Genomic DNA, 26,901 nt, shown 5'->3' on the forward strand with positions numbered 1-26,901 from the left:
TAATGAGAATGCAGGGCAGAGAGCAGTTAAAGAACAAGAAAAGAATTGTAATTAAAATCGGATCGTCATCCTTGACCCATTCGGAGACGGGAAGCTTAAATCTGGATAAGATGGAGCGGCTGGTTCGGATTCTCACGGATCTCCGCAACCAGGGAAAGGATGTGGTACTGGTAAGCTCGGGAGCAATTGCCGTAGGCAGAAAAGCCCTGGGTATCCTGAAACGTCCTACGGAGAGAGCCGTAAAGCAGGCCTGTGCGGCGGTGGGCCAGGCCAGTCTGATGATGGTGTACCAAAAGCTGTTCGGAGAATACCACCAGACGGCTGCCCAGATCCTGATGACAAAATACACCATGATGAATGAAATCAGCCGTTACAACGCCAAGAACACCTTCGAGGAACTGTTCTCCATGGGCGTGATTCCCATTGTAAATGAAAATGATACGGTTTCCACAGAGGAGCTGGATCTGGACTTTGGTGACAATGACACCCTGTCCGCCATTGTAACGGCCCTTATCGGGGGAGATCTGCTGATCCTTCTGTCGGATATTGAAGGCTTATATACCGATGATCCCCATACCAATAAGGAAGCCAGACTGATTCCCTGTGTGACGGAGATTAATGAGGAGCTGGCAAATATGGCAAAAGCATCCACCAGCGCCGTGGGAACCGGAGGAATGGCAACCAAGGTGTCCGCTGCCAGGATTGCCACGGCATCCGGTGCGGATATGGTGATCACAAACGGGGATAATGTGAGGAACATCAATCATATCATAGAGGGAAGAGAGACAGGAACCCTGTTTCAGGCACACAAGCAGGACGATTTTAATATTATGGACTATATTTATTCAAAACAATATCAGAACCAGTGAGACAGCGCACGAATAAGCAGGCAAGGAGATTTAATATGGATGAACAGAGGATTACCAGAATTAACGAATTATACCATAAGTCACAAAAAGAGGGTTTGACGGAAGAGGAAAAACAGGAGCAGGATAGACTGCGCAAGGAATATGTTGCCGCAATCCGCCAAAATCTCAGGGGATCTCTGGAGAGTGTTTCCATCGTCAATCCCGATGGCTCTGTGGAAAAGGTTTCGGACCGCAGAAAGAACAGATCGTAGGCTTAGATTAGCATCGGATTAAAGAACAGCTCGCAGACTTAGATTAGAATCAGATTAATCCGGAATAAGAAGGATTTAATCTAAAACACCGTGATTTTTTAAGAATAGGATGATATACTATGACAACAAAGGCTGAGATAAGGAGCCGGATGAAATCGGAACGGAGCCTGATAGGAGAGCAGAAAAGGCTTGAATGGAATGAAGCTATTTTCCGAAGGGTAATCGAAACCAAAGAATACAAGACTTCCGGGGTATTACTGGGCTATGCATCCTTTGGCGCGGAGACGGATACCGAAGCTATCCTGGCTCATGCACAGAAGCTGCAGAAAAGGGTGTATCTGCCCAGGGTGGAGTCCAGGGAGCGGATGGAATTTTACCTGTTTCCTGAGGGGGCGCAGCTGTGCGTCAGCCGCTTCGGAGTGCCGGAGCCGGTGCCTGACACCGCGATGGACACCGCGATGCGTTATACTCCGGAGGAAGCTCCGCAGGAGAGACCCGTAATGCTGATGCCGGGGCTGGCCTTTGACCCTATGGGGAACCGCATCGGATACGGAGCAGGATACTATGATAAATACCTGGCGGATTTCCCGGAGGATTATTTTTTCAAAATCGGGATCTGCTATGACTTTCAATTGTTAGAGCATATTCCTTCCGGACCCCATGATATCCGGGCGGATATGGTGATCACGCCTGCCGGCAGCCGGCTTAGGTGAGACGCAAGGTAAGAAGGAGAGGAGGAATTTAGATGAATTACCTGGAACAACTGGGAAGCAACGCAAGAAAAGCGGCAAGTGCCTTGAATGTACTGGGTCAGGAGGAGAAGAGCCGGGCATTAAGAGCCTGTGCCCAGTCTCTCATGGATGCCAAAGCACGAATCCTGGAAACCAATGAGGAAGATGTGCAAAAGGCGGTGCAGGACGGAATGAAGGACTCTTTGGTAGACCGGCTGAGACTGACCCCGGAGCGGATCAGGGGGATGGCAGATGCGATCCTTAAGGTGAGTGAATTGCCGGATCCCATTGGTGAGGTGCACTCCATGACCGTACGTCCCAACGGGCTGATGATCGGACAGAAGGCAGTTCCCCTAGGCGTAATCGGCATTATCTATGAATCCAGGCCCAATGTTACGGCAGACGCCTTCGGACTGTGCTTTAAAACCGGAAATGCCGTTATTCTGCGGGGAGGTTCGGATGCGATACAATCCAATAAGGAAATCGTTAAGGTGCTGAAGGAAGGACTTGTCTCGGCCGGAGTGACGGAGCACGCGGTCCAGCTGGTGGAGGATACCTCCAGGGAGACGGCAAGGGATTTCATGAAGCTGAATGCCTATATCGATGTCTTAATACCCAGGGGCGGCGCCGGATTAATTAAAACTGTAGTGGAGAACAGCACAATTCCTGTTATTGAAACAGGGACGGGAAATTGCCATATTTATGTGGACGAATATGCGGATCTGGGCATGGCTCTGGAGATTATAGACAACGCCAAGACCCAGAGGCTGGGGGTCTGCAATGCCTGTGAATCCCTGGTGATTCATGAAAAGGTGTGCAGGGAGTTCCTGCCCTTGCTTTATGAGCGTTTGCAGGAGAAGGGAATTGAGATCCGGGCCGACGAAAGGGCCTGTGACCTTCAACAGGGACTGCTTCCCGCATCGGAAGAGGATTATGCCGCAGAGTATCTGGATAAGATCATTTCCCTTAAAGTGGTCTGCAGCATTGAGGAGGCAATTGAACATATTAATCATTACAGCACCAAACATTCTGAGGCAATCATAACGGGGGACTACAGTCATTCCATGAAGTTTTTGAATGAGATTGATTCTGCGGCGGTCTATGTCAATGCATCTACCAGGTTTACCGACGGAGAGGAGTTCGGTTTTGGCGCGGAAATCGGCATCAGCACCCAGAAGCTTCATGCCAGAGGCCCCATGGGCTTAAAAGCATTAACCACCGTGAAATACATTATCTTCGGAAACGGACAGATCCGCAAATAAGACGGCCCGGACTGTGCGGTTTATACAAAAAATAAAAGGAAGCAGGATGGTATATATGGAAGAAAAAAAGGTATATGATTTTCCTCCCAGGAAGGGAGCCGGTGGCTTTATGAAGCGATTTGGCAGGCTGACCGCCCTTCTTGTGGTTATAGTAATACTTATTATTGTGGTCTTCAACTCGTTTTTCACCATTAAGGAGCAGGAGCAGGCGGTAGTCACCACCTTTGGAAAGGCCAAGACGGTCAACACAGCAGGGCTGCATTTTAAGATACCCTTTGTTCAGGAGGTCCAGAAGGTGGACACCACAATCCGGGGATTGGCCATCGGGTATGATATCAATACGGGTGAGAAGACGGAGATGGAGTCCATGATGATCACCAGAGATTTTAATTTTGTTAATGTGGACTTTTTCCTGGAGTATAAGGTATCCGATCCGGTCAAGGCGGTATATGCCTCGGAGGAGCCCATCACTATTCTGAAGAACATAGCCCAGAGCAGTATCCGTATGGTAGTGGGCGGTTATGATGTTGACAGCGTAATTACTACCGGTAAATATGAGATCCAATCCGCCATCAAGGCAGCCATTCTTGAGGAGCTGGATAAGCAGGATATCGGTATCCAGCTGGTGAATATTACAATTCAGGATGCCGAGCCTCCGACAGATGCGGTTATGGAAGCCTTCAAATCCGTTGAAACAGCAAAACAGGGCAAGGAGACCGCGGTAAATAACGCCAATAAATACCGGAATGAGCAGCTGCCCGAGGCAGAGGCAAAGGTGGATAAAATCCTTCAGGAGGCCCAGACCTCTAAGACCCAGCGTATCAATGAGGCCAATGCGGAGGTAGCCCGTTTTAATGAAATGTATAAAGAGTACACCAAATATCCTTTGATTACAAAGCAGAGAATGTTCTATGAGGCCATGGAGGAGGTTCTCCCCTCCTTAAAGGTTATTATTGACAGCGGGGACGGGGAGATACAGAAGCTGCTTCCCCTGGACAGTCTGCTGGAAGGAGGAGCGAATTAATGAAAAAAATAAGAAACTTCACGGGAATTCTGGTCCTGCTTCTGGTGGTTGCAGGTTTGATTATCTCCCTGTCGGCAACCATTGTCACCAAAGAGGATGAATACACCTTGGTAAAACGCTTCGGTAAAATTGAAAGGGTGAACAGCGAGGCAGGGCTGTCTTTCAAAACCCCTTTTATTGAGACTGTGGATGTGCTTCCCAGGAATATTCAGTTCTACGATATGCAGGAGTCCGATGTGATTACTATGGATAAGAAGACCATGGTGGCCGATAGCTATGTCCTGTGGAAGATAACAGATCCCATTCGCTTTGCCCAGACCTTGAATTCATCGGTAACAGCTGCCGAAGGACGAATTGATTCCATTGTTTATAACACAATGAAGAGCGTAATCAGCAGCCTTTCCCAGGCAGATGTCATCAGCGGCAGGGACGGGGAATTGAACCTGGCGTTCATGGAGAGCATCGGCTCCTCCCTGGACCCTTACGGAATAGAGCTGATCGCGGTGGAGACAAAGCACCTGGATCTTCCCGGCAATAATAAGAATGCCGTCTTCGAGCGTATGATTTCCGAACGTGCCCAGATGGCTGCAACCTATACGGCAGAGGGGGAATCAGAGGCCCAGAAGATCCGCAACACCACGGATAAGGAGGTTGCCATCAGCATCTCCAATGCAGAGGCGGAGGCGGCCAAGATCACTGCGGAAGGCGAGGCGGAGTATATGAGAACCCTCTCTCAGGCCTATGCAGACGCGGCTAAGAGCGATTTTTACACCTTTATCCGTTCTCTGGAGGCGGCAAAGACATCCTTAAGCGGAAGCAATAAGACCCTGATCCTGTCCAAGGATTCACCAATTGCGAAAATCTTTTATGAAGTGGAATAAAGGCCGTCCTTTGTATTTTTGTTCATGATAATCAGAAGAGCCTCATATAATGATGTGAAGAAGGATTCCTGCGGTAACGCAAGGGAAGGAACGTGAGTGCCTGTATGATAATTGATCTGACGGAGCCGGATTTTCATTATGATAAATTTGTGAAAGCAGCGAAAAGCCTGGCGAAGCAATATGAAAGCATACTTGAATATGTCACGATTGGCGAGTCCCATGACAATCGTGACATTATTTTGCTGAAGCTGGGATTGGGACAAAAGCATCTGGTGTGCTGCGGAGGGGTACATGCAAGGGAGATTATCAACCCCATTGTCCTGCTGCGGATTACGGAGTATTATGCGGATTTGTATCTGAACTACCGGCAGCAAAAGAGAGATTTGAAGAAAAAGCTGGGCAGCCCCCATATACGTCCGGAGGGGGAGGGTACCCTGCTGACCATGTACGGAGAGATGCTCTATGGGGCCTTTATCCATGAGCTGCTTCATACCTATACCATATTGATGGTGCCCCTGTTGAATCCGGATGGATACATGATTGCACAGAAGGGCTTTGGCAGCATTCGTGACCCCGGGCTCAGGGAGCAATGCCAAGCCATAGGACGGTGTTATCTGGAGTGGAAGGGGAATGCCCGGGGAGTGGATATCAACCGGAACTTTCCCAGTCAGTTCTGGGTCAGAAAATTCGAAGGAGATCATCCGGCCAGTGAAAATGAGACCCAAGCTTTGATCCGGCTGTTCCAGGAATATAATACCTCAGGGTTTCTGGACTTTCATTCCAGGGGGAAGGAAATCTATTATTACCGTAACCGGATGCCGGACAGCTATAACAGCAGACAGCTTGAGATTGCGGAGCGGCTCTGCCGCATTGCCAATTATGAGCTGGTGCCGCCGGAGGAGGAGATTGGGATTGGTGACAGCGGAGGGAATACGGTGCATTATTACTCGGAGTATTTCCATAAACCGGCGCTGACCATTGAGACCGTAGAAGATGAGGCCGGATTTCCCATGGGGGATCGGTACCGGATCTCAACCTTTGAAGAGCTGAAGCTGCTAATTTCTGAATTCGGAAGTATGCTTCTTTGAAAAAATCTATTTACAAATCATATCGAAAAATGGTATACTTGCGCCGAACGCAGTGAGCGTGCATTAGAGTACGTACCGCCATAGTATATGATTTTGAATGGAGAAGGAACAGCATGGAAATGAATTTCGATAACATAGATATCACGAAGGAGCCTCCGGTGGAAGAGCCTCACCGCCAGTGGTATTATATTGCCAAATGCAGAGAGATTATCCGGAAAAGAACAGAGGAATACCAGCGGCCCCTGACCTATTGCATTACCACCTTCGGCTGCCAGATGAACAGCAGGGATTCGGAGAAGATAGCGGGGATTCTCAAGCATATCGGTTATGTGGAGGTGGATTCCGAGGATGCGGATTTTGTAATCTACAATACCTGTACCGTAAGAGAGAATGCCAACAACCGGGTCTATGGAAGGCTGGGCTATGTTGGCAAGCTGAAGAAGAAGCATCCGGGTATGATCATTGCCCTGTGCGGCTGTATGATGCAGGAGGCCTCCGCGGTGGAGAAGATACAGAGCAGCTACCGCTTTGTAGACATTATCTTCGGCACCCATAATATCTTTAAACTGGCGGAATTATTGCAGATCCGGCTGGATTCCCAGCGGATGGTCATCGATCTGTGGAAGGACACGGAGCTGATTGTGGAGAATCTCCCCAATGACCGGAAATACCAGTTTAAGGCGGGAGTCAATATTATGTTTGGCTGCAATAATTTCTGCAGCTATTGCATTGTCCCCTATGTCAGAGGCAGGGAGAGGAGCCGTAATCCCGAAGATATTCTGGAGGAGATCCGGGGACTGGCCAGGGACGGCGTGGTGGAGATCATGCTGCTGGGGCAGAATGTGAACTCCTACGGCAAGAATCTGGAGACACCGGTCACCTTTGCCCAGCTTTTAGAGAAGGTGGAAGAGATTGACGGAATTGAACGAATCCGCTTTATGACCTCCCACCCCAAGGACCTGTCCGATGATTTAATTGAGGTTATGAAAAACAGCAAAAAAATATGCAAGCACCTTCATCTGCCCATTCAGTCCGGCAGCAGCCGACTGTTGAAGATCATGAACCGGCGTTATACCAAAGAAAGCTATTTGGAGCTGGTGGATAAGATCCGTGCGGCAGTTCCGGACATTTCTCTGACAACGGATATCATTGTCGGCTTTCCGGGGGAGACGGAGGAGGATTTTGAGGAGACCATGGATGTGGTCAGAAGAGTGGGCTATGACAGCGCATTTACCTTTCTTTATTCCAAACGTACCGGTACTCCCGCGGCAACCATGGAAGGCCAGGTTGAAGAGGCTGTGGCGAACCGGCGGTTTGACCGGCTGCTGAAGGAGATCCAGAAGAGCTCCGCCCGGTCCGCGGGAAAGGAGGAAGGGACGGTACAAAAGGTTCTTGTGGAAGAGGTTAATGAACAGACTCCGGGTCTTTTGACCGGAAGGCTCAGTAATAATCTGTTAGTTCATTTTAGCGGATCAGAGGATCTGATCGGAAGGCTTGCAGAGGTACATTTGAAAGAAAGCAAGGGCTTCTATTACATGGGAAGCCTTGTGAAATATTGATCTGAAAGACACGCTGCCGGTGTTGTATGCTGCAATCGTACCAATATGTCCGATCGGCACACAACACCGGCAAGCTGTCTTGAAGGGTGCAGGAAGGTTCCTTTATAACTTTTGAAAGGAATCTTTCTCTATGATCAATACGGTAAAGCCGATATAACGTCAGAATAGATAAATTATTCGTCTGTCCACTTGACATATTAGTAAAAACAGTATAAAATTTAAGTGTTGTATTTTGGCTTACCATGTACAATGAAAACTGAATAAGGAGGTGCTCCTGTGCCAGAGGCTTTGTATTATGTAATTGCTATTGCAGTAACCTTGGTGATAACAGCTATTCTTACCTGGTTTTTTGCAACTGCCTATCACAAGAAAGTCTATGAAGCGAAGATTGGCAGTGCGGATGAGAGGGCGAGAGAAATCATAGATGAAGCGTTAAAAACAGCTGAAACTAAGAAGCGCGAAGCTTTACTCGAAGCAAAAGAGGAATCTTTGAAGGCAAAGAACGAATTCGATCGGGAAACCAAGGAACGCAGGGCTGAGTTACAGCGCTACGAGAAACGGGTTTTAACGAAGGAAGAGACCTTGGACCGCAAAACCGAAGCACTGGAAAAAAAGGACGCCAGACTCACTGCAAAGGAAGCCGAGCTTGATAAAGTAAGGCAGGAAGCGGAAGAATTCCATTCAAAACAATTGCAGGAGCTGGAGAAGATTTCTGGATTAACCTCCGAACAAGCTAAGGAATATCTGATTAAGACTGTTGAAGATGAAGTAAAGCATGAAACTGCTCTGTTAATCAAGGATTTGGAAAGCAAAGCCAAAGAAGAAGCAGAGAAAAAGGCAAAGGATTATGTAGTCACAGCAATTCAAAGGTGTGCTGCAGATCATGTTGCAGAAACAACGATTTCCGTTGTTCAGCTGCCCAATGATGAGATGAAGGGAAGAATCATCGGCAGAGAGGGACGTAATATCAGGACGCTTGAAACCATGACCGGTGTGGATCTGATTATTGATGACACACCAGAAGCTGTTATTTTATCAGCATTTGATCCGATTCGCAGAGAAGTGGCAAGAATTGCCCTTGAAAAGTTGATTGTGGATGGACGAATTCATCCTGCAAGAATTGAGGAGATGGTAGAAAAGGCTCAGAAGGAAGTGGAAGTTATGATCCGGGAAGCCGGCGAAGCCGCTACCCTGGAGGTAGGAGTCCACGGAATTCATCCTGAGCTGGTCAAGCTCCTAGGCAAGATGAAATTCAGGACAAGCTATGGACAGAACGCGTTAAAGCATTCCGTTGAAGTAGCGATCCTATCCGGTCTTCTGGCAGCAGAAATCGGCGTGGATGTCAGACTTGCAAAGCGTGCCGGATTATTACATGATATCGGTAAATCAATTGATCATGAAGTGGAAGGAACCCATGTGCAGATCGGTGTGGACTTATGTAGGAAATACAAGGAGTCACCTGTCGTTATTAACGCAGTGGAATCACATCATGGAGATGTGGAATTCCAGAATTTGATCTCTTGTATCGTTCAGGCAGCTGATACGATTTCAGCGGCAAGGCCCGGTGCAAGGCGTGAAACATTAGAAACATATACCAACAGATTAAAGCAACTCGAAGATATTACCAACAGCTTTAAGGGAGTAGATAAGTCATTTGCTATTCAGGCAGGCAGGGAAGTCAGAGTAATGGTGGTACCGGAACAGATCAGCGATGCTGATATGGTGCTGTTAGCTCGTGATTTATCTAAGAAAATCGAGAATGAACTTGAGTATCCAGGACAGATTAAAGTCAATGTAATCAGAGAATCCAGAGTTACTGATTACGCGAAGTAAAATTCTTAATTGAGTAAATAGTCGGAACGAAGTAGAATACTACATTGGTTCCGGCTATTTTTTTATTGTATTGAAAATCCGTACCCGTATTTAGATGAGTGGTTTGTATAAATATAGAAATGATGTATAATAAATATGAATTATATTTTAAAAAGCTGGATATAGGGTGAAAATAATTAAGTATAGAAAATAAAATATTTAATTAGTAAGGTGCTGACATGGGGTTGCAGAATAAAATTAAGTAATAGTACGGCGTAAATGGGGAAGAGCGTTACAAATAGTTCCTTTTTCATTATCGATATGCACAAAGTGCACAAAAAGTCTTTCGCAGGAGGACAAATGAAAGCCACGGAAAATACTTTTTTGATATTTTTTGATATTTTTGTTGCAATCTTTGACTTTATATATTACAATGGGTAAAGATTTCAATAGAAGGCATTATTAAATATGAATAAGGATGGTGTAAAAGCGATGGCGTTATCATTATCAAAAAAGGCTCAGGCGGTGAAGCCTTCATCTACCCTGGCAATAACGGCAAAGGCCAAGGAACTCATGAGTAAGGGAATCGATGTTGTTGGATTTGGTGCGGGGGAACCGGATTTTGATACTCCGGATAATATCTGTGATGCAGCGATTAAAGCAATCCATGATGGATTTACAAAATACACACCCGCAGAGGGTACCCTGGAGCTTAGGAAGGCGATTTGCGATAAGTTCCTGAGTTTCAACAAGATAAGCTATGAGCCGAGCCAGATCGTGGTAAGCAACGGCGGAAAGCATTCCTTAACCAATATCTTTGAAGCAATCTGCAATCCTGGAGATGAGGTAATTATTTTATCTCCCTATTGGCTGAGTTATCCGGAGATTGTTAAGCTTGCCGATGGTGTGCCCGTATTTGTCCGGGGAGAGAAAGCCAACCATTATAAGGTGACCGCGGCTCAGATTGAGGCGGCCTGCACCGATAAGACAAAGGCGCTGATCCTGAACTCACCCAGCAATCCCTCCGGCATGATCTATAACCGCGAGGAATTGGAAGCAATTGCAGAGCTGGCGGTAAGGAAGGACTTTTACGTTGTGTCTGATGAGATGTATGAGCATCTGATCTATGAAGGAGAAGCCATCAGTATCGCTTCCCTGGGCGAGGAAATATATAAGCGTACCATTACCTGCAGCGGTGTGGCGAAGAGTTATTCCATGACCGGCTGGAGAATTGGCTTTACCGGCTCCTCGAAGGAGATTGCCAAGCTGATGGGAAGTGTACAGAGTCATCAGACCTCCAATCCCAACTCCATTGCCCAGAAGGCGGCTCTGGAAGCAATTACCGGTCCTCAGGAGTCGGTATATAAGATGCATGCCGAGTTTAAGAGGAGACGTGATTTCATGGTCACGAGAATCGGAGAGATTAAGAATATCTCCGCTTTAACACCCCAGGGCGCATTCTATATGTTTGTAGATATCAGCAAGCTGCTGGATAAGGAGTATAATGGCGAGAAGGTACAGGATGTGGATCGGCTGGCAAAGATTCTCATCGAGGATTACAATGTGGCTGTCATTCCCTGTGCGGATTTTGGATTTGCGGATCATATCCGTCTGTCCTACGCTATTTCCATGGAGAAGATCCAAAAGGGGCTGGATAGAATAGAAGCGCTGGTTGGGAAGCTGGGATAACAGAAAGTTAATCCTATGATAACAATAAGGTTCGTCCCCATCACATGGTGTAAGCTGGGGGACGGACCTTTTTGGATTAATTTTGACATCCGAATCCTATCTGTGTTAAAATACAGAATGAAGTAGAATTATAAATGAAAAACAGAGGAAAGAGGGAAATAATATGGCATTATTTGGATTTGTCGGAGCCGGGAATATGGGATATCCGTTGATTAAGGCCGCAAGCACGGCCTTTGGTAAGGATGAGGTGGTCTTTACCGATACTTCACCTCAGCGCTGTGAGTTTGTTGCAAAGGAAACGGGAGCGTCTTTTTTTGAAGACAGTCTGGAAACAGTCAGACAATGCCGCTATCTGGTCCTGGTAGTGAAGCCTCAGTTTTTTCCTCAGGTCTTGAACCAGATTAAGGATACCGTTTCGTCGGATCAGATTATTATCTCCGTTGCAGCCGGGGTTTCCATTGCAGATATCAGGGGGATTCTGGGCGAACAGATCAGAATCGTAAGAGCAATGCCGAATACTCCTGCGCTGGTGAACCTTGGGATGACCGGTGTCAGCTATTCCAAAGAGGCTTTCAAGGAAGAGGAGCTTCTTGTAATGGATCGTTTCTTCCGCTCTTTCGGAAAATATGAGGTATTTGATGAGAGCTTGATGAACGCCGTAGTCTGTGCCAATGGAAGTTCTCCTGCCTACGTATATCTCTTTATTGAAGCGCTGGCGGACAGTGTGGTTGCCCGGGGTATTCCAAGGGATAAAGCCTATGTGCTGGCGGCCCAGACGGTAATGGGAGCCGCCGCCATGGTTTTGGAGACCGGCGAGCATCCCGGCAGGCTGAAGGATCAGGTATGTTCTCCGGGAGGAACCACCATAGCCGCCGTGAAGGCTTTAGAAGAGCACGGACTTCGCAATGCAGTCATGAAGGCCACCGATGCCTGCTATGAGAGAGCGGTGGAGATGAGTAAAAGATAAGAGGAATGCTGTGCGAGTCATTGTTCTGTTAATAAGAGGAGCAATGACAAAGGCTGAATAGCCGGATTTATTAGAAAAATAGGGAGGGTGCTGCATTGGCCGGCATCCGGCTGGAGGAAATTATGATCCCATACAAGAGATTGAGAAGAGACCTGGTGCATCAGGGAAGAATTATCGATTATTACAGCGATACCATTGAGATTAACCAGGGTAAGACCACTACCTTTGATTTTATCAATCACAAGGGGGCATCTGCCATGGTGCCCGTGGATGACCAGGGGATGATTCTTATGGTACGCCAATACCGGAATGCGGTTGACAGCTATTCCCTGGAGATTCCCGCAGGGGGCTTAAATCCGGGAGAGGATAATGAAACCTGTGCCATCCGTGAATGCGAAGAAGAGACAGGTTATAAGGCAGGAGAGGTGCATCATCTGATTGATGTCTATACCACAGTTGCCTTCAGCAATGAGAAAATCTGCATCTACTATACCACGGGAATAACCCCTTCAAAACAGAATCTGGACGAGGATGAATTCGTTACCATTGAGCGCTATTCCCTGGAGGAGCTGACCCGGATGATACTGGACGGGGAGATCAAGGATGCCAAAACGGTGGCAGCCCTGCTGGCCTACCGGGCTAAAACCGGACAGTAGCTATATATTAAGCTTTGCCTAAAGAACCTCCGCTCCCCGCCAGATCCCTTTTATTTGCCTTTCCTTCGTGCGTTCAGAGCGCTCCGCTTCACAAGAAGCACTCAGCCGGTCTGCATAAAAGGGATCTGGCGGGGAGCGGAGGTTCTTTAGGCAAATCGGCAATGCTTGTTCTATTTTTTGCCCTGCTTCATATGATATAATAAAAACGTGGCAGCATGATGGAGCTTGTTTGAATCATGCGAAGGGAGAGGAAGACCGGGAAAAGGATTGCTGTTCCTGACCGGAGGCTCTCTGATGACGGGCAGGTAGGAGAATGAAGCGGTTAAAATTACAGATTGGCCGCCCTGGTGTAATTCAGGCGGCGATAATACTGATGATTATTGGTCTGATCCTTGGGATAGTCTGTGCCAATATGTTCCGGGGGAACTTTACAAAGCAATTGCAGATATATGAAGGAAATGTATTTGCCAGGATCGTGGGCAGTGAGATTAATTACACGGGGCTTTTCCGGTATGTGCTGGGGAATAATTTCGGTGATTTTATTCTGTTCTGGCTGCTGAGCCTCACTATTCTGGGCATACCATATATGACCTATAAAATTGCCTCTTTTGGCTTTTTTACCGGTTTTTTCATCTCGGCAGTCACCATGGAATATGGAATCAAGGGCTTTTTGCTGGTTCTGGCATACGTCTTTCCCCACGGGCTGCTGTATCTTCCCATTGCCCTCATCTGTCTGCACAGGGGCTTTCGTCTGTGCCGGGAGATCTACCAGTCGGGGCATACCAGCCTGAAAGCTCTGGCAGGGGCGGTTAAGATAAGCCTTCCTGTTATTGTTCTGCTGGCAGTCGCACTGGTTTTTGCCAGCTTTCTGGAGGCATATCCGGGAGCATTTTTCCTTAAGAAGGCTTTGGGATTATTCCTGTAATTCAGCAACAATCCAACTGATATATAGCGAAGGAGGGGGTACCTTGGAACAATTGATCTCCGGTTTTCTGCAATATCTCCGGGAGGTGAAGCGTGCATCGGATAATACGCTGCAGGCCTATCAGAATGATTTGAAAAAACTCCGCCTTTTTCTGGAGAGGCAGGGAATCCATTCCGTTGATAAAATCAGCGAGACAAATTTGAATTCCTATATCCTGAGCTTGGAGAGGGATGGCTTATCCCCTGCATCGGTGTCCAGAAACATTGCCGCAATGAAGGCATTTTTCCTGTATCTCATTAAGCACCGGCTGCTTCAGAGTGATCCCTCGGAGCGGATGAAGCCCCCCAGAGTACAGAAAAAAGCCCCCGGTGTGTTGAAGATGGATGTGGTTGACCGTCTGCTGCTTCAGCCGGACGGCCGGACAAAGAAGGGAATCCGGGACAGGGCCATGCTGGAACTGCTGTATGCCACCGGAATTAAGGTATCTGAATTGATTGCCCTGAAGCAGGAGGACGTAAATCTGACCTCCGGATATATTACCTGCGGGGAAAGGCGGGAGCGCAATATTCCTTTCGGGAAGACGGCCAGGGAGGCTCTGGAGGCCTATTTGACAATCAGGGAGGAAGCCTTTGCAGGGAAAGAAAAGGAGAGCCGGTTCCTGTTTCTGAATTCCTCAGGAGAGGCCCTGACCCGGCAGGGACTGTGGAAGCTTCTGAAGGCCTATGCAAAGCAGGCCGGTATGGAGGAGGTCAGCCCTAATTCTCTCCGGCATTCCTTTGCCGCCCACATGCTGGAGAACGGAGCGGATCTCGGCAGCGTTCAGGAGTTTCTGGGCCATGCTGATATCGCCACAACCCAATGGTATCTCAACAACGGCGCTAAGAACAGCCGTGAGGTATATATGAATACACATCCCAGAGCCTAGGGTATGGTTTCAACCATAATCATATCATATAATCAATCAGACAGTCATAATAGATCAGCCTGTGGATGCCGGAGAACCATGTCCTCCGGTATCCACAGGCTGAATTGTAATAACAGCACACCGGCGTCTTATATCCTTTATAGAGTGTCGGCAATGGCATAGATCAATTTCTCGGAGGCATCCCAGCCGAGGCAGGGATCGGTAATGGATTTCCCGTAAACATGCTCGGTCACCTTTTGGGAGCCCTCTTCAATATAGCTCTCAATCATAACCCCCTTAACCATGGAGGCGATTTCGGCGGAATGTCTGCGGCTGTGCAGCACCTCCTTGACGATGCGGATCTGCTCCAGGTACTGCTTGTTGGAGTTGGCATGGTTGGCATCCACAATGATGGCCGGATTCACCAAGTTGCGCTCATTGTACATGGATGCCAGAAGATTCAGATCCTCATAGTGATAGTTAGGGATGGACTGGCCGTGCTTGTTAACGGCACCCCGGAGAATCGTATGGGCCAGAGGGTTGCCGGAGGTGTTCACCTCCCAGGTGCGGTACAGAAAGGTATGCCTTGCCTGGGCGGCAACAACGGAATTAAGCATAACGGAGAAATCTCCGCTGGTGGGATTCTTCATGCCTGCGGGAACGTCCATGCCGCTGATGGTCAGCCGGTGCTGCTGATCCTCCACGGAGCGGGCACCCACGGCAACATAGGAGAGAATATCTTCTACATAGGGCCAATTTTCAGGGTAGAGCATCTCGTCTGCAGCGGTGAGGCCGCTTTCCGCAATGGCACGAAGATGCATCTTACGCATGGCAATCAGACCTTCCTGAAGATCCGGTTCCTTCTCCGGGTCCGGCTGGTGCACCATTCCCTTGTATCCTTCGCCCGTGGTTCTGGGCTTATTGGTATAAATTCTTGGAATCAGTATCACCTTATCTCTAACCTTATCCTGAACCTTTGCCAGGCGGGAAATATAATCACATACCGCATCCTCGTTATCCGCGGAGCAGGGGCCGATAATTACCAGAAATTTATCAGAATCGCCGGTGATAACGTCTTTTATTTGCTTATCCCGCTCCTTTTTGCAGAGAACATCCCGGGCGGGCATGGGATATGCCCTGGCCAGTTCTTCCGGCGAGATAACTTCTTTTATGAATTGAAAGCTCATAGTCTTAAATCTCCTCGTTTTTTGTGTATCATTTTATCCTTTTTTTCTACATTCGTCAATCACATAATTCCTGTTTGCAGGAAAACGGCCTAAAACAGCATAAAATCAAAGATAGATGCATAATGAATGCATGGAAGGGTTATAGTTCAATCTGCGGCAGGGAGAAGACGGAACTGTATCCTTAAAAGACAATTCTGACTGGGGGCCGGGATATGAAAAAATGCCGTGGGACCAAGGAGGGAGCCTTACGTCGTTTTCTGGGGAAGTGCGTCGTCATAAGCATTTCCTTACTTATTATTTTTCAGCTGCTGTATGAGCATTCCTCCGTGTTTTATCGGGTCAATAATGTGTTTCGCAGGCGGGCTACCGTCAATGCGCACTTGAATGAGAATGATCTGTATCTGCTGAAGGGGGAGGAATTTCATCTCTATGTTATTGCATTGAATCAAAGAGTTTCTTTTTCTTCCACTAATTTCTGGGTTGCAGGGGTTAATTTTAACGGGCGGGTCTTCGGTTATCAGACGGGGCATTGCTTTATACTGGCAAAGGTGGATGATCAGATATTGAAATGCCGGGTTCATGTGATGGACATCAGCAAGGAGAAGCTGAACCTGAAGGTCGGCGGCACCCACCGCCTCCGAATCCATGGAAGCAATTCCTTTGTGCGGTGGAAAAGCTCCAATCCGGAGGTGGCCACCGTCAATATGTTCGGAAAGGTGAAGGCCAAAAAGCGGGGGAGGACTGTAATATCCGCTAAAATTAAGGGGAAAACCTTGCAATGTGAGGTAAGGGTGAAATAATAAGACAATTTATCATAGGATTGGTCTAAAATCCGAGAGCCTGGATTAAAATAGTAATAATACTTTTTTTGGAGTCATTATGAAAAAAATTATTGCAGTGGTCCTGCTGTGTTCCATGCTTCTTGCCCTGCCCGCCGTCGGAGTAGTGAATGCACAAGATGTGCAAATTCGAAATACCGCAATCGCACAGGGAAAGTCTACCGCACCAAAGAAGGAAGGAGATGCCATCACAGTTTCGGCGACAGCCTCCGTGCAGTTGGACATGGCGTCACGTTCTGCAGTGTTAATAGAAGGTTCTACCGGAACTGTTATTTTCGACAAGAATAAGGATGAGAAGCTCCGGCCTGCCAGCATTACCAAGATTATGACCTTATTGCTGATTTTTGAAGCTCTGGAGGCGGGGCAGATATCCCTCACGGATGAGGTCAGCGTGTCCGAATATGCCGCATCCATGGGCGGTTCCCAGGTATACCTGGAGCCCTTTGAGGTGCAGGATGTGAATACCATGATCAAATGCATCAGCATTGCCAGCGCCAATGATGCCTCGGTTGCCATGGCTGAGAAAATAGCCGGCTCCGAGGAGGAGTTCGTTGCGCGGATGAATGAAAGGGCAAAGGAACTGGGCATGAACAGTACGCATTTTGTAAATTGCTGCGGCCTGGATGTGGATAATCACTACACCTCCGCCTATGACGTGGCGCTGATGTCCAGGGAGCTGATTATGAACCACCCTCAGATCAGCGATTATTCCACGGTATGGATGGATACTATTACCCATACCACGAGAAAGGGCACCAGTGAGTTCGGCCTGACCAACACCAATAAGCTGATCAAATTCTATGAGGGTATCACCGGTTTGAAGACCGGCTCCACCAGCCTGGCGAAGTATTGCCTCTCGGCTACGGCAAAGAAGGGGAATATGAATCTGATTGCAGTCATCATGTCGGCCCCGGATACAAAGACCAGATTTATGGAAGCGTCAAAGCTTTTAAACTATGGCTTCGCCAATTACAGCATCTTTACCGATAATAATTCGGATACGGTGCTGGAGCCGGTGAAGGTCAGCCGCGGGGTGGCGGATACCGTGAAAGGAAGAGCCGCGCAGGAATTCTCCTATCTCTGTTCCAAGGGGAAGAGTGCGGATGGAATTCGCAAGGAGGTGGCGCTCTATGAAAAGGTGGAGGCGCCGGTTACCCAGGATTCCAAAATAGGAGAGATTGTTTATTACCACGATAAGGAGAAACTCGGAACGGTTGATATTCTTGCGGCGGAAGCAGTGGATAAAGCAGGCTGGAAGCATTATTTTGTAAAAGTCATAAAACGGCATTTTATTGGAAAATAAGAGGCCCCGGAAGGAACAGGAAAAAAGCTATCAGCGAAAGCTCTTAGCTTTTTTTCTGTTTTACTGCAAGAAATGTCAGGTTGAAATTTTATCGAATTTTTGTTATTCTTTGGTATAGAAAAGAATAATGCCTGCCGATTGCGAAATGAGGCTGCCGATAGCAGCCTCGGCTGCAGGTAGCTTATTGACATCGGAAAGCTGAACTAGTATAGTTAATAGGTACGATATCCGGTCCCCTTCAGGGGAAGGATAATCGCGCAGGAGATAATCCAACAGGAACAGGGAGGAGCCGGGTATGCCAAAGGATATGATGATATACGGGGTTATTGTGCTTCTTATTCTCTGGATCATAATAGAACAGAGGCTGCTTGTTACCTCCAAGTATACCATAAGGTCTGAGAAGCTGTCCCGGAAGTCGGGGGCTGTCAGCTTTGTGGTTCTGGCAGATCTGCATAACTGTGAACTGGGAAAGAGGAACCGGCGTCTGTTACGGAAGGTGGAAGCTCTTGCTCCGGATTTTGTTCTGGTGGCGGGAGATATGGTAAATAAGACAGGAATTTCTTATCCCGGGAAGGCCAGCCTTCTTATGGAAGACCTGGCGAAGAAGTACCGGGTGTTCTATGCCTATGGAAATCATGAGCAAAGGCTGGAGCAGAAGGAGAAGAAGGACGGGCAGCCTTGGACCGAAGAGGAGCTGTCCAGCCGAGCCGCTTGGATGGAATTCAAGAATCGGATGAAAGAAGCCCAGGTAAAAATCCTGGATAATGAGAGTGTGATGCTGGAATCAGAGTCCGGTTGCTTAAGATTTACAGGGGTATCCATTGAAGAGAAGTATTTTGGATTTCATGCCTTCCAGGATATGGAGGTCTCTTATCTGAACTCTGTGCTGGGGGAAAGCAATCCGCCGGGGATGCCGAAGGAGTGCTTTCAGATATTGATTGCCCACAACCCGGTGTTTTTTGATACCTATGCCCGGTGGGGGGCGGAGCTTACCCTGTCCGGTCATGTCCATGGAGGAATGATGCGTCTTCCCGGTCTGGGAGGTGTGCTGTCCCCTCAGGCCAGATTTTTCCCTAAATACGATGCGGGACATTATGTCATACATGGCAGGTCTGGCGAAGGCTCCGGAGAAAGCAAGGGCGCGTCCGGGCACGGAGTGCGGTACCGTGAGCGCAGGGATTCGCGGAATCAGGCAGGGATGAAGCATATGGTGGTATCCAGAGGACTGGGTTCCCATTCCATTATGCCGCGGATCTTTAATATACCGGAGCTGGTCTATATCCGGCTTACCGGTGAGGAATAATGGAATATAAAATATAAAACAGCGTCAGGGAAAGGAACAGCATGAGTATTCCGGTGAAATTGGAAGCATTTGAAGGGCCGTTGGACCTTTTGCTTCATTTGATCGATAAAAATAAAGTTAATATCTATGATATTCCTATTGTTTCAATTACGGAGCAGTATCTGGACTATATAAAGCAGATGGAGGCCAGGAATCTGGAGCTTATGAGTGAGTTTCTTGTGATGGCCGCCACGCTGATCAATATCAAATCCAAGATGCTGCTGCCGGCGGAGGAGACGGAGGATGAGGAAGCGGTGGATCCCAGGCAGGAGCTGGTGGAGCGGCTGCTGGAATATAAGATGTATAAATACATCTCAGAAGAACTTAAGGGCCGGGAGATGGATGCCTCCAGAGTGCTCTTCAAGCCTCCGACCATCCCTAAGGAGATTGCGGATTACCGGGAGGAGATCGATGTGGAAGAGCTGCTGACGGATCTCACTCTGTCCAGGCTGCATGAGATCTTTAAGTCTATTGTGAAAAAGCAGGCGGATAAGATTGATCCGATTCGAAGCAAATTCGGGAAGATTGAAAAGGAAGAGATCAACTTGTCCCGGAAATTTGTCCAGATACAGGAATACGGATTATTGCATAAAACCTTTTCCTTTCGCAATCTATTGGAAGCCCAGCATACCAGAATGGAAATGATCGTAACCTTTCTGGGTGTTTTGGAGCTGATTAAGATCGGAAGGCTTGAGATCCGGCAGGATTGTCTATTTGCGGATATCAGTATTACCTATCTTGCGGCAGATATTATAACAATGGAGGAGGCAGGCTTTTAATGGAGCTGAAGATGCTGGAAGCACAGATTGAAGCAATCTTATTTACCATGGGAGAAGCGGTTGAGGCGGAGCGGATCGCTGGAGCCCTGGAGCATGATGCGGAGACGGTCCGCAGAATCGTCCGCAATATGATGGACCAGTACGAGAGTGAGGACCGGGGAATACATATTATCGAGCTGGACGGGGCGTTCCAGATGTGCACCAAGCCCTCCATGTATGAATCTATCATTAAGATCACCCATATTCCCAAGAAGCATATATTAACCGATGTGCTGCTGGAGACGCTGTCCATTATTGCCTACAAGCAGCCCATCACCAAGCTTCAAATCGAAGCGATCCGGGGGGTAAAATCGGATCATGCCGTCAATAAGCTGGTGGAGTACAATCTGGTCTGTGAGATGGGAAGAATGGATGCTCCCGGAAGGCCGATTCTCTTCGGAACCACCGAAGAATTCCTGAGAAGCTTCGGGCTGCAGTCCCTGGAGGCACTTCCGGTGATGAATCCGGAGAAGCTGGAGGATTTTAAGCTGGAAGCGGAAGAAGAAGCCCAGCTGACATTGGATATTTAGGTGCCGCAGTGCGGAGGCTGAATAGGATGCCGCCTCATATAGGATGGAGGACATAGGATTTCTGTTCTTGAAAATACGCCTTATTTATGATATAGTTAGTACTAGGTATAATTAAGCACAGGCATACTTTATATGCTCTATAAAAATGAATAAGGAGGTTTCACAATGGGTAAAAAAGCAGTTGCAATTGCTAATCTTGATGTGGAAAAATTAATTCAGATGCTGAATGAGGCTTTGGCGGAAGAATGGTTGGCCTATTATCAATATTGGATAGGTGCAAGAGTTATGGAAGGGCCGATGAGAAGTGAGATTGAGCCGGAGCTTTTACTTCATGCTACCGAAGAGCTGGGACACGCTGTGCTGCTGGTGGATCGTATTCTTCAATTAGGCGGAACTCCGATTTTGAATCCCAGCCAATGGAAGGATTTTGCCAAATGTGATTATGAGGAGCCTACCGATCCCTATGTTGAGGTTATTTTAAACCAGAACCTGACGGGAGAGCGCTGTGCGATCCAAAGATATGAGGATCTTGCCCAATTTACTTACGGTAAGGATCATGCCACCTACCAGATGGCTGCCCAGATACTGAACGATGAGCTGGAACATGAGCATGATATCGAGGATTTCCTGACGGATATTGAACGGATGAAGGAAGACCTGAGAAAAATCAGGCTGTAGAAGTACATAGGCTGCGATTATGCGGCGTAATATATAACCCTCCCCAAGGAAGCGCAATCCTTTGGGAGGGTTTTTATTTTTCCGGATTTTCGTAATTATCCTTAAAAAGTAACAGTAATACTAAACTCTATGTTTAGAAATAGTAAAAATAATGCTTGCATATTAGAATACATTTTTGTATAATAGTCCATGCTGTTAATATCATTGCACGAACGGACCGGAACAGATACCGTCCGGTACTATAAACAGAAAGGTTGTGATGTTAGGGGTGGATAAAAAACTCACACTGTATGGCTTTAACAACCTCACCAAAACACTTAGCTTCAATATTTACGATGTATGCTATGCGAAAAGTGAGAGAGAACAAAAGGACTATATTGCTTATATCGATGAACAGTACAATTCGGAACGTCTTACCAAGATCTTAGTTGATGTCACGGAGATGATAGGGGCCCATGTCCTTAATATATCCAAGCAGGATTATGATCCCCAGGGGGCATCGGTAAATATATTGATTGCCGAAGGCACCGTATCCACGGAGCATATTGACGAATCCTGCAATCAGGGGATTGGCTTTCTGACCCCGAGGGAGACGGTTCATGCCCATCTGGATAAGAGCCATGTTACGGTTCATACCTTTCCGGAGCATCATCCGGATAATTCAATCTCTACCTTTCGTGTCGATATCGATGTTTCTACCTGCGGTGAGATATCTCCGCTGAATGCATTGGATTATTTGATCGGAAGCTTTGATTCCGATATTATCACTATAGATTACCGGGTCAGAGGCTTTACCAGGGATCTTCACGGAATGAAGTATTTTATTGATCATGATATTACCTCTATTCAGGATTATATTGATGATGAGACGCTGACCAGATATGATGCCATTGATGTCAATGTATATCAGTCAAACATTTTCCATACAAAGATGCTGATTAAAGAAATTGAGCTGCAGAACTATCTCTTTAACAAGGATGTATATGAGCTGCCTCCGAAGCAGAGACTGGATATTACCAACAGCCTGCGCAAGGAAATGATCGAGATCTTCAGCGGCATGAACATATATTAGCGGATTGCGTTAACAGTGCACAGGGAAGAAGGAAAGACGGAAAGAAATAGAATCGAAAGGCATGATAGAATGATGGAATATACACAGCAGAATTCACCGATTCATGAGGCGTTAGTCAGACATAGAAAGAACCGCGTGGTACCCTTTGATGTACCCGGACACAAGGGAGGAAGAGGAAACCCGGAGCTTACGGATTTCCTTGGAACCGAATGTCTGAAGGCGGACGTCAATTCGATGAAGCCTCTGGATAATCTGATTCACCCGGTATCGGTTATAAAAGCTGCAGAGGAGCTGGCTGCCCAGGCATTTGGTGCAGATGCGGCTTTTTTCATGGTCAACGGTACGACGGCTGCGGTACAGGCCATGATTATGTCCGTCTGCAAGGCCGGGGATGAGATCATCATGCCGAGAAATGTCCATCGCAGCTCCATTAATGCACTGGTGGTATGCGGTGCAGTGCCGGTATACGTTAATCCCGGGGTGAATCATGCTCTGGGCATCCCCCTGGGAATGTCAGCGGAGGATGTAAAAAAGGCGATCCGGCAGCATCCCGGAGCCAAAGCAATTCTGGTAAATAATCCCACCTATTATGGTATTTGCTCTAATTTAAAGGAAATCGTAGCACTGGCTCATGAGCATCGGATGAAGGTTCTGGTGGATGAGGCTCATGGAGCGCATTTTTATTTTGGAGAGGGGCTTCCTGTAAGCGCCATGGCGGCCGGGGCGGATATGGCAGCGGTCAGTATGCATAAGACAGGCGGTTCCCTGACCCAGAGCTCCTTTCTGATCTGCCGGAAGGAAGCAGATCCGGGTTATGTGAGGCAGATCATTAATCTGACCCAGACCACCAGCGGTTCTTATCTGCTGTTGTCCTCCCTGGATCTGGCCAGGAAGAACATGGTGCAAAACGGAAAGGATATCGTTGCTAAAACCATTGATCTGGCAGAGTATGCCCGGAACGAAATCAACAGGGCGGGAGGGTATTACGCTTTTTCTACAGAATTAATTGACGGGGATGCGGTATATGCGTTTGACCGCACCAAGCTCTCGATTCATACGGGAGAGATTGGCCTGGCAGGAGTGGAGGTGTATGACCTTCTCCGGGACGAGTATGACATTCAGATTGAATTTGGGGATATCGGCAATATTCTTGCCGTGATTACGGCAGGCGACCGTGCCTTTGAGATTGAACGGCTGGTGTCCGCATTGTCCGAGATCAAGCGCATCCATGGAAAAGATAAAGTGGGCATGTTAAATCATGAATACATCGATCCGGAGGTAGTGCTGACACCCCAGAAGGCCTTTTACAGTGAGAAAAAGTCCGTACCTCTGGAGGAGGGAATCGGTCATATCTCGGGGGAATTCGTTATGTGCTATCCTCCCGGAATTCCGATTCTGGCTCCGGGAGAACGGATCACCGGGGATATTATTGATTATATTGTCTATGCCAGGGAAAAGGGCAGTTCTCTGACGGGTCCCCAGGATATGAAGGTTGAGAGAATTAATATTGTTGATTTTTAATAGAAGAAAGGTGCGGGTGTTTGCATATGGAGTTATGGTATTCCGAACAGCATACGGAGCATGTGAAGCTGTCCCTGAAGGTCAGGAAGCAGCTGTACGGCGGTCAAAGTGATTTTCAGCATATTGCGGTTCTGGATACGGTGGAGTTCGGCCGTGCCCTTACCCTGGACGGCTGCCTGATGGTGACGGAAAAGGATGAATTCATCTATCATGATATGATTGTCCATGTCCCCATGGCAACGAATCCGGAGATTAAGAAGGTGCTGGTCATAGGCGCCGGGGACGGGGGAACCATCCGGGAGCTTGTCCGGTATTCAGGCATTGAACGCATTGATATGGTAGAGATCGATGAGATGGTGGTCCGGGTGTGTAAGCAATACCTTCCTCAGACGGCCTGCTGCCTGGAGGAGCCAAGAGTCCATATTTATTATGAGGATGGTCTGAAGTTTGTGCGCCGCCAGGTGAACGAATACGATCTGATCCTGGTGGACTCCACGGATCCCTTCGGGCCCGGTGAAGGACTCTTCACCAAAGAGTTCTACGGCAACTGCTATCAGGCGCTGAAGGATCAGGGTATTCTGGTGAATCAGCATGAAAGCACTTATTATGCTTCTTATGTGGATGCCATGAAGCGTGCCCACCAGCGCATTAAGGAAACCTTCCCCATAGCCAGGGTTTATCAGGCTCACATTCCCACCTATCCCAGCGGACACTGGCTCTTTGGCTATGCCAGCAAGCATTATGATCCCATCCGGGATTTGAAGGCGGGTGCCTGGAATGAGCTGGGAATTAAGACGAAGTACTATAATACGGAGCTTCATACCGGTTGCTTTGCCCTTCCCAATTATGTAAAGGAGCAGTTGAATGAATATCAATAGCAATATCCCTGCTTTGAAAACACACACCTTTATCGCCTGTGACCATGAGTATGGGGACAGCGATATAGTAATATTCGGGGCACCTTTTGACGGGACCACCTCATACCGTCCCGGCACCCGATTCGCCAGCGCGGCAATCCGCAATGAGAGCTACGGTATTGAAACCTACAGCCCCTATCTGGATAAGGATCTGGAGGATTGCCGAATCTGTGATGCGGGAGACCTGGAATTTGGTTTCGGCAATACGCCGCGGGTGTTAGAGGCCATAGAGGATATGACCCGGCGGATTCTGGAGGACCATAAGAAGCCGGTAATGATCGGGGGCGAGCATCTGGTTACCCTGGGGAGCGTCAGAGCCGCGGTCAAGCAGTATCCCGAGCTGTCCATTCTGCATTTTGATGCCCATGCTGATCTGCGGGACGAATATCTGGGGGAGCAATTATCCCATGCCAGCGTCATGAGAAGATGTCATGAGCTGGTGGGAGACGGAAGGATCTTTCAATTCGGCATCCGAAGCGGTGACCGTGAGGAATTTACCTGGGCGAAGGAGCATGTGTTCACCCAGAAGTTCAATCTGGATCGTCTGGAGTATGCGGCAGAGCTTCTGAAAGATAAGCCCGTATACCTCACCATTGATCTGGATGTGCTGGACTCCGGCATATTTCCCGGAACAGGAACCCCGGAAGCGGGCGGAGTGAGCTTTACGGAGCTGCGGGAAGCCCTGGAGAAGGTATTCCGGCTGAATATAGTAGCCATGGATATGAATGAACTGTCCCCGGTATATGACCAGAGCGGTGCGTCTACAGCACTGGCCTGCAAGCTGCTGCGGGAAATACTGCTTCAGCTTTGATTAAGAAAGGAGAAATCATTATGAGCAAGGCTTTAATCATCGGAGCCGGCGGAGTTGCCGGAGTAGTAATTCATAAATGCTGTCAGAATTCTGAGGTTTTTGAGGAAATCTGCATTGCCAGCAGAACCTTATCCAAATGCGATGTCTACAAGGCGCAGGTGGAGGCGAAAGGTTACAAGACCAAGGTATCCACTGCCCAGGTAGATGCTGACAATACGGAGGAGGTAATTTCATTAATTGAAAGGTTTAAGCCGGACATTGTCATCAATGTGGCTCTGCCTTACCAGGACCTGACCATCATGGATGCCTGTCTGGCAACGAAGGTGGACTATCTGGATACGGCAAACTACGAGCCGAAGGATATTCCCAAGTTCGAGTACAAATGGCAGTGGGCTTATAAGGAGCGTTTTGAGAAGGCCGGTATCACGGCAATTTTGGGCTGCGGCTTTGATCCCGGGGTGACCCAGGTGTTTTCCGCCTACGCGCTGAAGCATTATTTTGATGAGATTCACACCATTGATATTCTGGATGCCAATGCCGGAGACCACGGATATCCTTTTGCGACCAATTTTAATCCTGAGATTAATATCCGGGAGATCACCGCGAACGGAAGCTATTTTGAGGGCGGCCGTTTCCATGAAACAGAGCCTTTGGAGATCAAGAGAGTCTATGATTTCCCGGAGATTGGACCAAAGGACATGTATCTGCTCCATCATGAGGAGATGGAATCCCTGGCGGTGAATATTCCGGGAGTGAAGAGAATCCGATTCTTCATGACCTTTTCCGAACGGTATATTACCCACCTCCGTGTGCTGGAGAATGTGGGAATGACCTCCATTGAACCCATTGATTTTGAAGGACATAAAATCATTCCCCTGCAGTTCTTAAAGGCGGTGCTCCCCGATCCGGCTTCCCTTGGCCCCAGAACGAAAGGCAAGACCAACATCGGCTGCATCTATACAGGCGTGAAGGACGGCAAGAAAGTCCGCTATTATGTATATAATGTCTGCGACCATGAGGAATGCTACCGTGAGGTTGGTTCCCAGGCCATTTCCTATACCACGGGAGTTCCGGCGATGATCGGTGCGAAGATGGTGCTGGAGGGCAAATGGAAGAAGCCCGGCGTGTACAATGTGGAAGAGATGAATCCGGATCCCTTCATGGATGAGTTGAACCGCTGCGGTCTGCCTTGGAAGGAATGCTTTGATCCGAAGATGGTAGAATAGCGCATAGAATGCATAGAATATAGAAGTCAGCGGGAAAGG

The 26,901-nt window shown here is 47.9% G+C and carries 25 protein-coding genes and 1 pseudogene; 25 read left to right on the forward strand and 1 reads right to left on the reverse strand.

Translation table 11 applies throughout. The features are described from left to right. The first annotated feature begins 2 nt into the window (after nt 1-2). The 14 genes from proB (at nt 3) to HNQ56_RS11880 (ending at nt 14,639) form a co-directional block, all read left to right on the forward strand. Nucleotides 3-869: a glutamate 5-kinase gene (proB, locus tag HNQ56_RS11815; protein ID WP_429146132.1), complete on the forward strand. Its 867-nt coding sequence runs from the start codon at nt 3-5 to the stop codon at nt 867-869. A 35-nt stretch (nt 870-904) separates the two neighbouring features. After that, nucleotides 905-1,120 carry a DUF896 domain-containing protein gene (locus HNQ56_RS11820; protein WP_429146135.1) on the forward strand — a complete coding sequence of 72 codons (216 nt, stop codon included), beginning with the start codon at nt 905-907 and terminating at the stop codon, nt 1,118-1,120. Between the two features lie 119 nt (nt 1,121-1,239). Further along, nucleotides 1,240-1,833: a 5-formyltetrahydrofolate cyclo-ligase gene (locus tag HNQ56_RS11825; protein WP_429146138.1), complete on the forward strand. Its 594-nt coding sequence runs from the start codon at nt 1,240-1,242 to the stop codon at nt 1,831-1,833. Between the two features lie 32 nt (nt 1,834-1,865). Further along, nucleotides 1,866-3,113 carry a glutamate-5-semialdehyde dehydrogenase gene (locus HNQ56_RS11830; protein ID WP_429146141.1) on the forward strand — a complete coding sequence of 416 codons (1,248 nt, stop codon included), beginning with the start codon at nt 1,866-1,868 and terminating at the stop codon, nt 3,111-3,113. A gap of 55 nt (nt 3,114-3,168) precedes the next feature. Then, on the forward strand, nt 3,169-4,137 hold the full coding sequence (gene hflK, locus HNQ56_RS11835) for an FtsH protease activity modulator HflK (RefSeq protein WP_429146144.1): 969 nt from the start codon (nt 3,169-3,171) through the stop codon (nt 4,135-4,137). Continuing rightward, entirely contained in the window at nt 4,137-5,018 is an 882-nt protein-coding gene (gene hflC / locus HNQ56_RS11840) for a protease modulator HflC (protein WP_429146147.1), read from the forward strand. Before hflK ends, hflC begins: the two co-directional genes overlap by 1 nt. Before the next feature lie 104 nt (nt 5,019-5,122). Next, nucleotides 5,123-6,106 carry a M14 family zinc carboxypeptidase gene (locus HNQ56_RS11845; RefSeq protein ID WP_429146150.1) on the forward strand — a complete coding sequence of 328 codons (984 nt, stop codon included), beginning with the start codon at nt 5,123-5,125 and terminating at the stop codon, nt 6,104-6,106. Between the two features lie 113 nt (nt 6,107-6,219). Continuing rightward, nucleotides 6,220-7,665 carry a tRNA (N6-isopentenyl adenosine(37)-C2)-methylthiotransferase MiaB gene (gene miaB / locus HNQ56_RS11850; RefSeq protein WP_429146153.1) on the forward strand — a complete coding sequence of 482 codons (1,446 nt, stop codon included), beginning with the start codon at nt 6,220-6,222 and terminating at the stop codon, nt 7,663-7,665. Between the two features lie 276 nt (nt 7,666-7,941). Further along, entirely contained in the window at nt 7,942-9,498 is a 1,557-nt protein-coding gene (rny, locus tag HNQ56_RS11855; RefSeq protein ID WP_429146155.1) for a ribonuclease Y, read from the forward strand. Between the two features lie 447 nt (nt 9,499-9,945). Then, entirely contained in the window at nt 9,946-11,166 is a 1,221-nt protein-coding gene (locus tag HNQ56_RS11860; RefSeq protein WP_429146158.1) for a pyridoxal phosphate-dependent aminotransferase, read from the forward strand. A gap of 163 nt (nt 11,167-11,329) precedes the next feature. Continuing rightward, complete coding sequence (gene proC, locus HNQ56_RS11865) at nt 11,330-12,133, forward strand: pyrroline-5-carboxylate reductase (protein WP_429146159.1); 804 nt, start codon at nt 11,330-11,332, stop codon at nt 12,131-12,133. 95 nt (nt 12,134-12,228) lie between these two features. Beyond that, nucleotides 12,229-12,789: an NUDIX hydrolase gene (locus tag HNQ56_RS11870; protein ID WP_429146162.1), complete on the forward strand. Its 561-nt coding sequence runs from the start codon at nt 12,229-12,231 to the stop codon at nt 12,787-12,789. A 313-nt stretch (nt 12,790-13,102) separates the two neighbouring features. Beyond that, nucleotides 13,103-13,714 carry a stage II sporulation protein M gene (locus tag HNQ56_RS11875; RefSeq protein ID WP_429146165.1) on the forward strand — a complete coding sequence of 204 codons (612 nt, stop codon included), beginning with the start codon at nt 13,103-13,105 and terminating at the stop codon, nt 13,712-13,714. 43 nt (nt 13,715-13,757) lie between these two features. Then, a complete protein-coding gene (locus HNQ56_RS11880) occupies nt 13,758-14,639 on the forward strand; it encodes a tyrosine recombinase (RefSeq protein ID WP_429146167.1) in 882 nt (293 codons plus the stop codon). Between the two features lie 137 nt (nt 14,640-14,776). Here HNQ56_RS11880 and HNQ56_RS11885 read toward each other — a convergent pair. Beyond that, nucleotides 14,777-15,814, reverse strand: a pseudogene (locus HNQ56_RS11885) (3-deoxy-7-phosphoheptulonate synthase); the annotation flags it as partial. A 203-nt stretch (nt 15,815-16,017) separates the two neighbouring features. Here HNQ56_RS11885 and HNQ56_RS11890 point away from each other — a divergent pair. The 11 genes from HNQ56_RS11890 to HNQ56_RS11940 all read left to right on the forward strand — a co-directional run bounded on the left by HNQ56_RS11890 (nt 16,018) and on the right by HNQ56_RS11940 (nt 26,862). Continuing rightward, nucleotides 16,018-16,605 (forward strand): Ig-like domain-containing protein, encoded by a 588-nt coding sequence (locus HNQ56_RS11890; RefSeq protein ID WP_429146170.1) that lies wholly within the window; start codon nt 16,018-16,020, stop codon nt 16,603-16,605. A 79-nt stretch (nt 16,606-16,684) separates the two neighbouring features. After that, on the forward strand, nt 16,685-17,947 hold the full coding sequence (locus HNQ56_RS11895) for a D-alanyl-D-alanine carboxypeptidase family protein (RefSeq protein ID WP_429146171.1): 1,263 nt from the start codon (nt 16,685-16,687) through the stop codon (nt 17,945-17,947). A gap of 295 nt (nt 17,948-18,242) precedes the next feature. After that, nucleotides 18,243-19,250 (forward strand): metallophosphoesterase, encoded by a 1,008-nt coding sequence (locus HNQ56_RS11900; RefSeq protein ID WP_429146174.1) that lies wholly within the window; start codon nt 18,243-18,245, stop codon nt 19,248-19,250. A gap of 41 nt (nt 19,251-19,291) precedes the next feature. After that, complete coding sequence (locus HNQ56_RS11905) at nt 19,292-20,068, forward strand: segregation and condensation protein A (protein WP_429146176.1); 777 nt, start codon at nt 19,292-19,294, stop codon at nt 20,066-20,068. Next, nucleotides 20,068-20,637, forward strand: coding sequence for an SMC-Scp complex subunit ScpB (scpB, locus tag HNQ56_RS11910; protein WP_429146178.1), 570 nt, complete (start codon nt 20,068-20,070; stop codon nt 20,635-20,637). The genes HNQ56_RS11905 and scpB overlap by 1 nt, the downstream gene beginning before the upstream one ends. Nucleotides 20,638-20,802: 165 nt before the next feature. Continuing rightward, entirely contained in the window at nt 20,803-21,315 is a 513-nt protein-coding gene (locus HNQ56_RS11915; protein WP_429146181.1) for a ferritin-like domain-containing protein, read from the forward strand. A gap of 268 nt (nt 21,316-21,583) precedes the next feature. Further along, nucleotides 21,584-22,387: an adenosylmethionine decarboxylase gene (speD, locus tag HNQ56_RS11920; RefSeq protein ID WP_429146447.1), complete on the forward strand. Its 804-nt coding sequence runs from the start codon at nt 21,584-21,586 to the stop codon at nt 22,385-22,387. A gap of 69 nt (nt 22,388-22,456) precedes the next feature. Next, entirely contained in the window at nt 22,457-23,908 is a 1,452-nt protein-coding gene (locus HNQ56_RS11925) for an aminotransferase class I/II-fold pyridoxal phosphate-dependent enzyme (protein WP_429146184.1), read from the forward strand. Nucleotides 23,909-23,934: 26 nt separating this feature from the next. Next, complete coding sequence (gene speE / locus HNQ56_RS11930) at nt 23,935-24,786, forward strand: polyamine aminopropyltransferase (protein ID WP_429146186.1); 852 nt, start codon at nt 23,935-23,937, stop codon at nt 24,784-24,786. Continuing rightward, nucleotides 24,773-25,636, forward strand: a complete 864-nt coding sequence (gene speB / locus HNQ56_RS11935) for an agmatinase (protein WP_429146189.1) — start codon at nt 24,773-24,775, stop codon at nt 25,634-25,636. Before speE ends, speB begins: the two co-directional genes overlap by 14 nt. A gap of 20 nt (nt 25,637-25,656) precedes the next feature. Then, entirely contained in the window at nt 25,657-26,862 is a 1,206-nt protein-coding gene (locus tag HNQ56_RS11940) for a saccharopine dehydrogenase family protein (protein WP_429146192.1), read from the forward strand. The last annotated feature ends 39 nt before the right edge of the window (nt 26,863-26,901 follow it).

The organism is Anaerotaenia torta (genome assembly GCF_050433395.1).
GTDB lineage: Bacteria > Bacillota > Clostridia > Lachnospirales > Lachnospiraceae > Mobilitalea > Mobilitalea torta.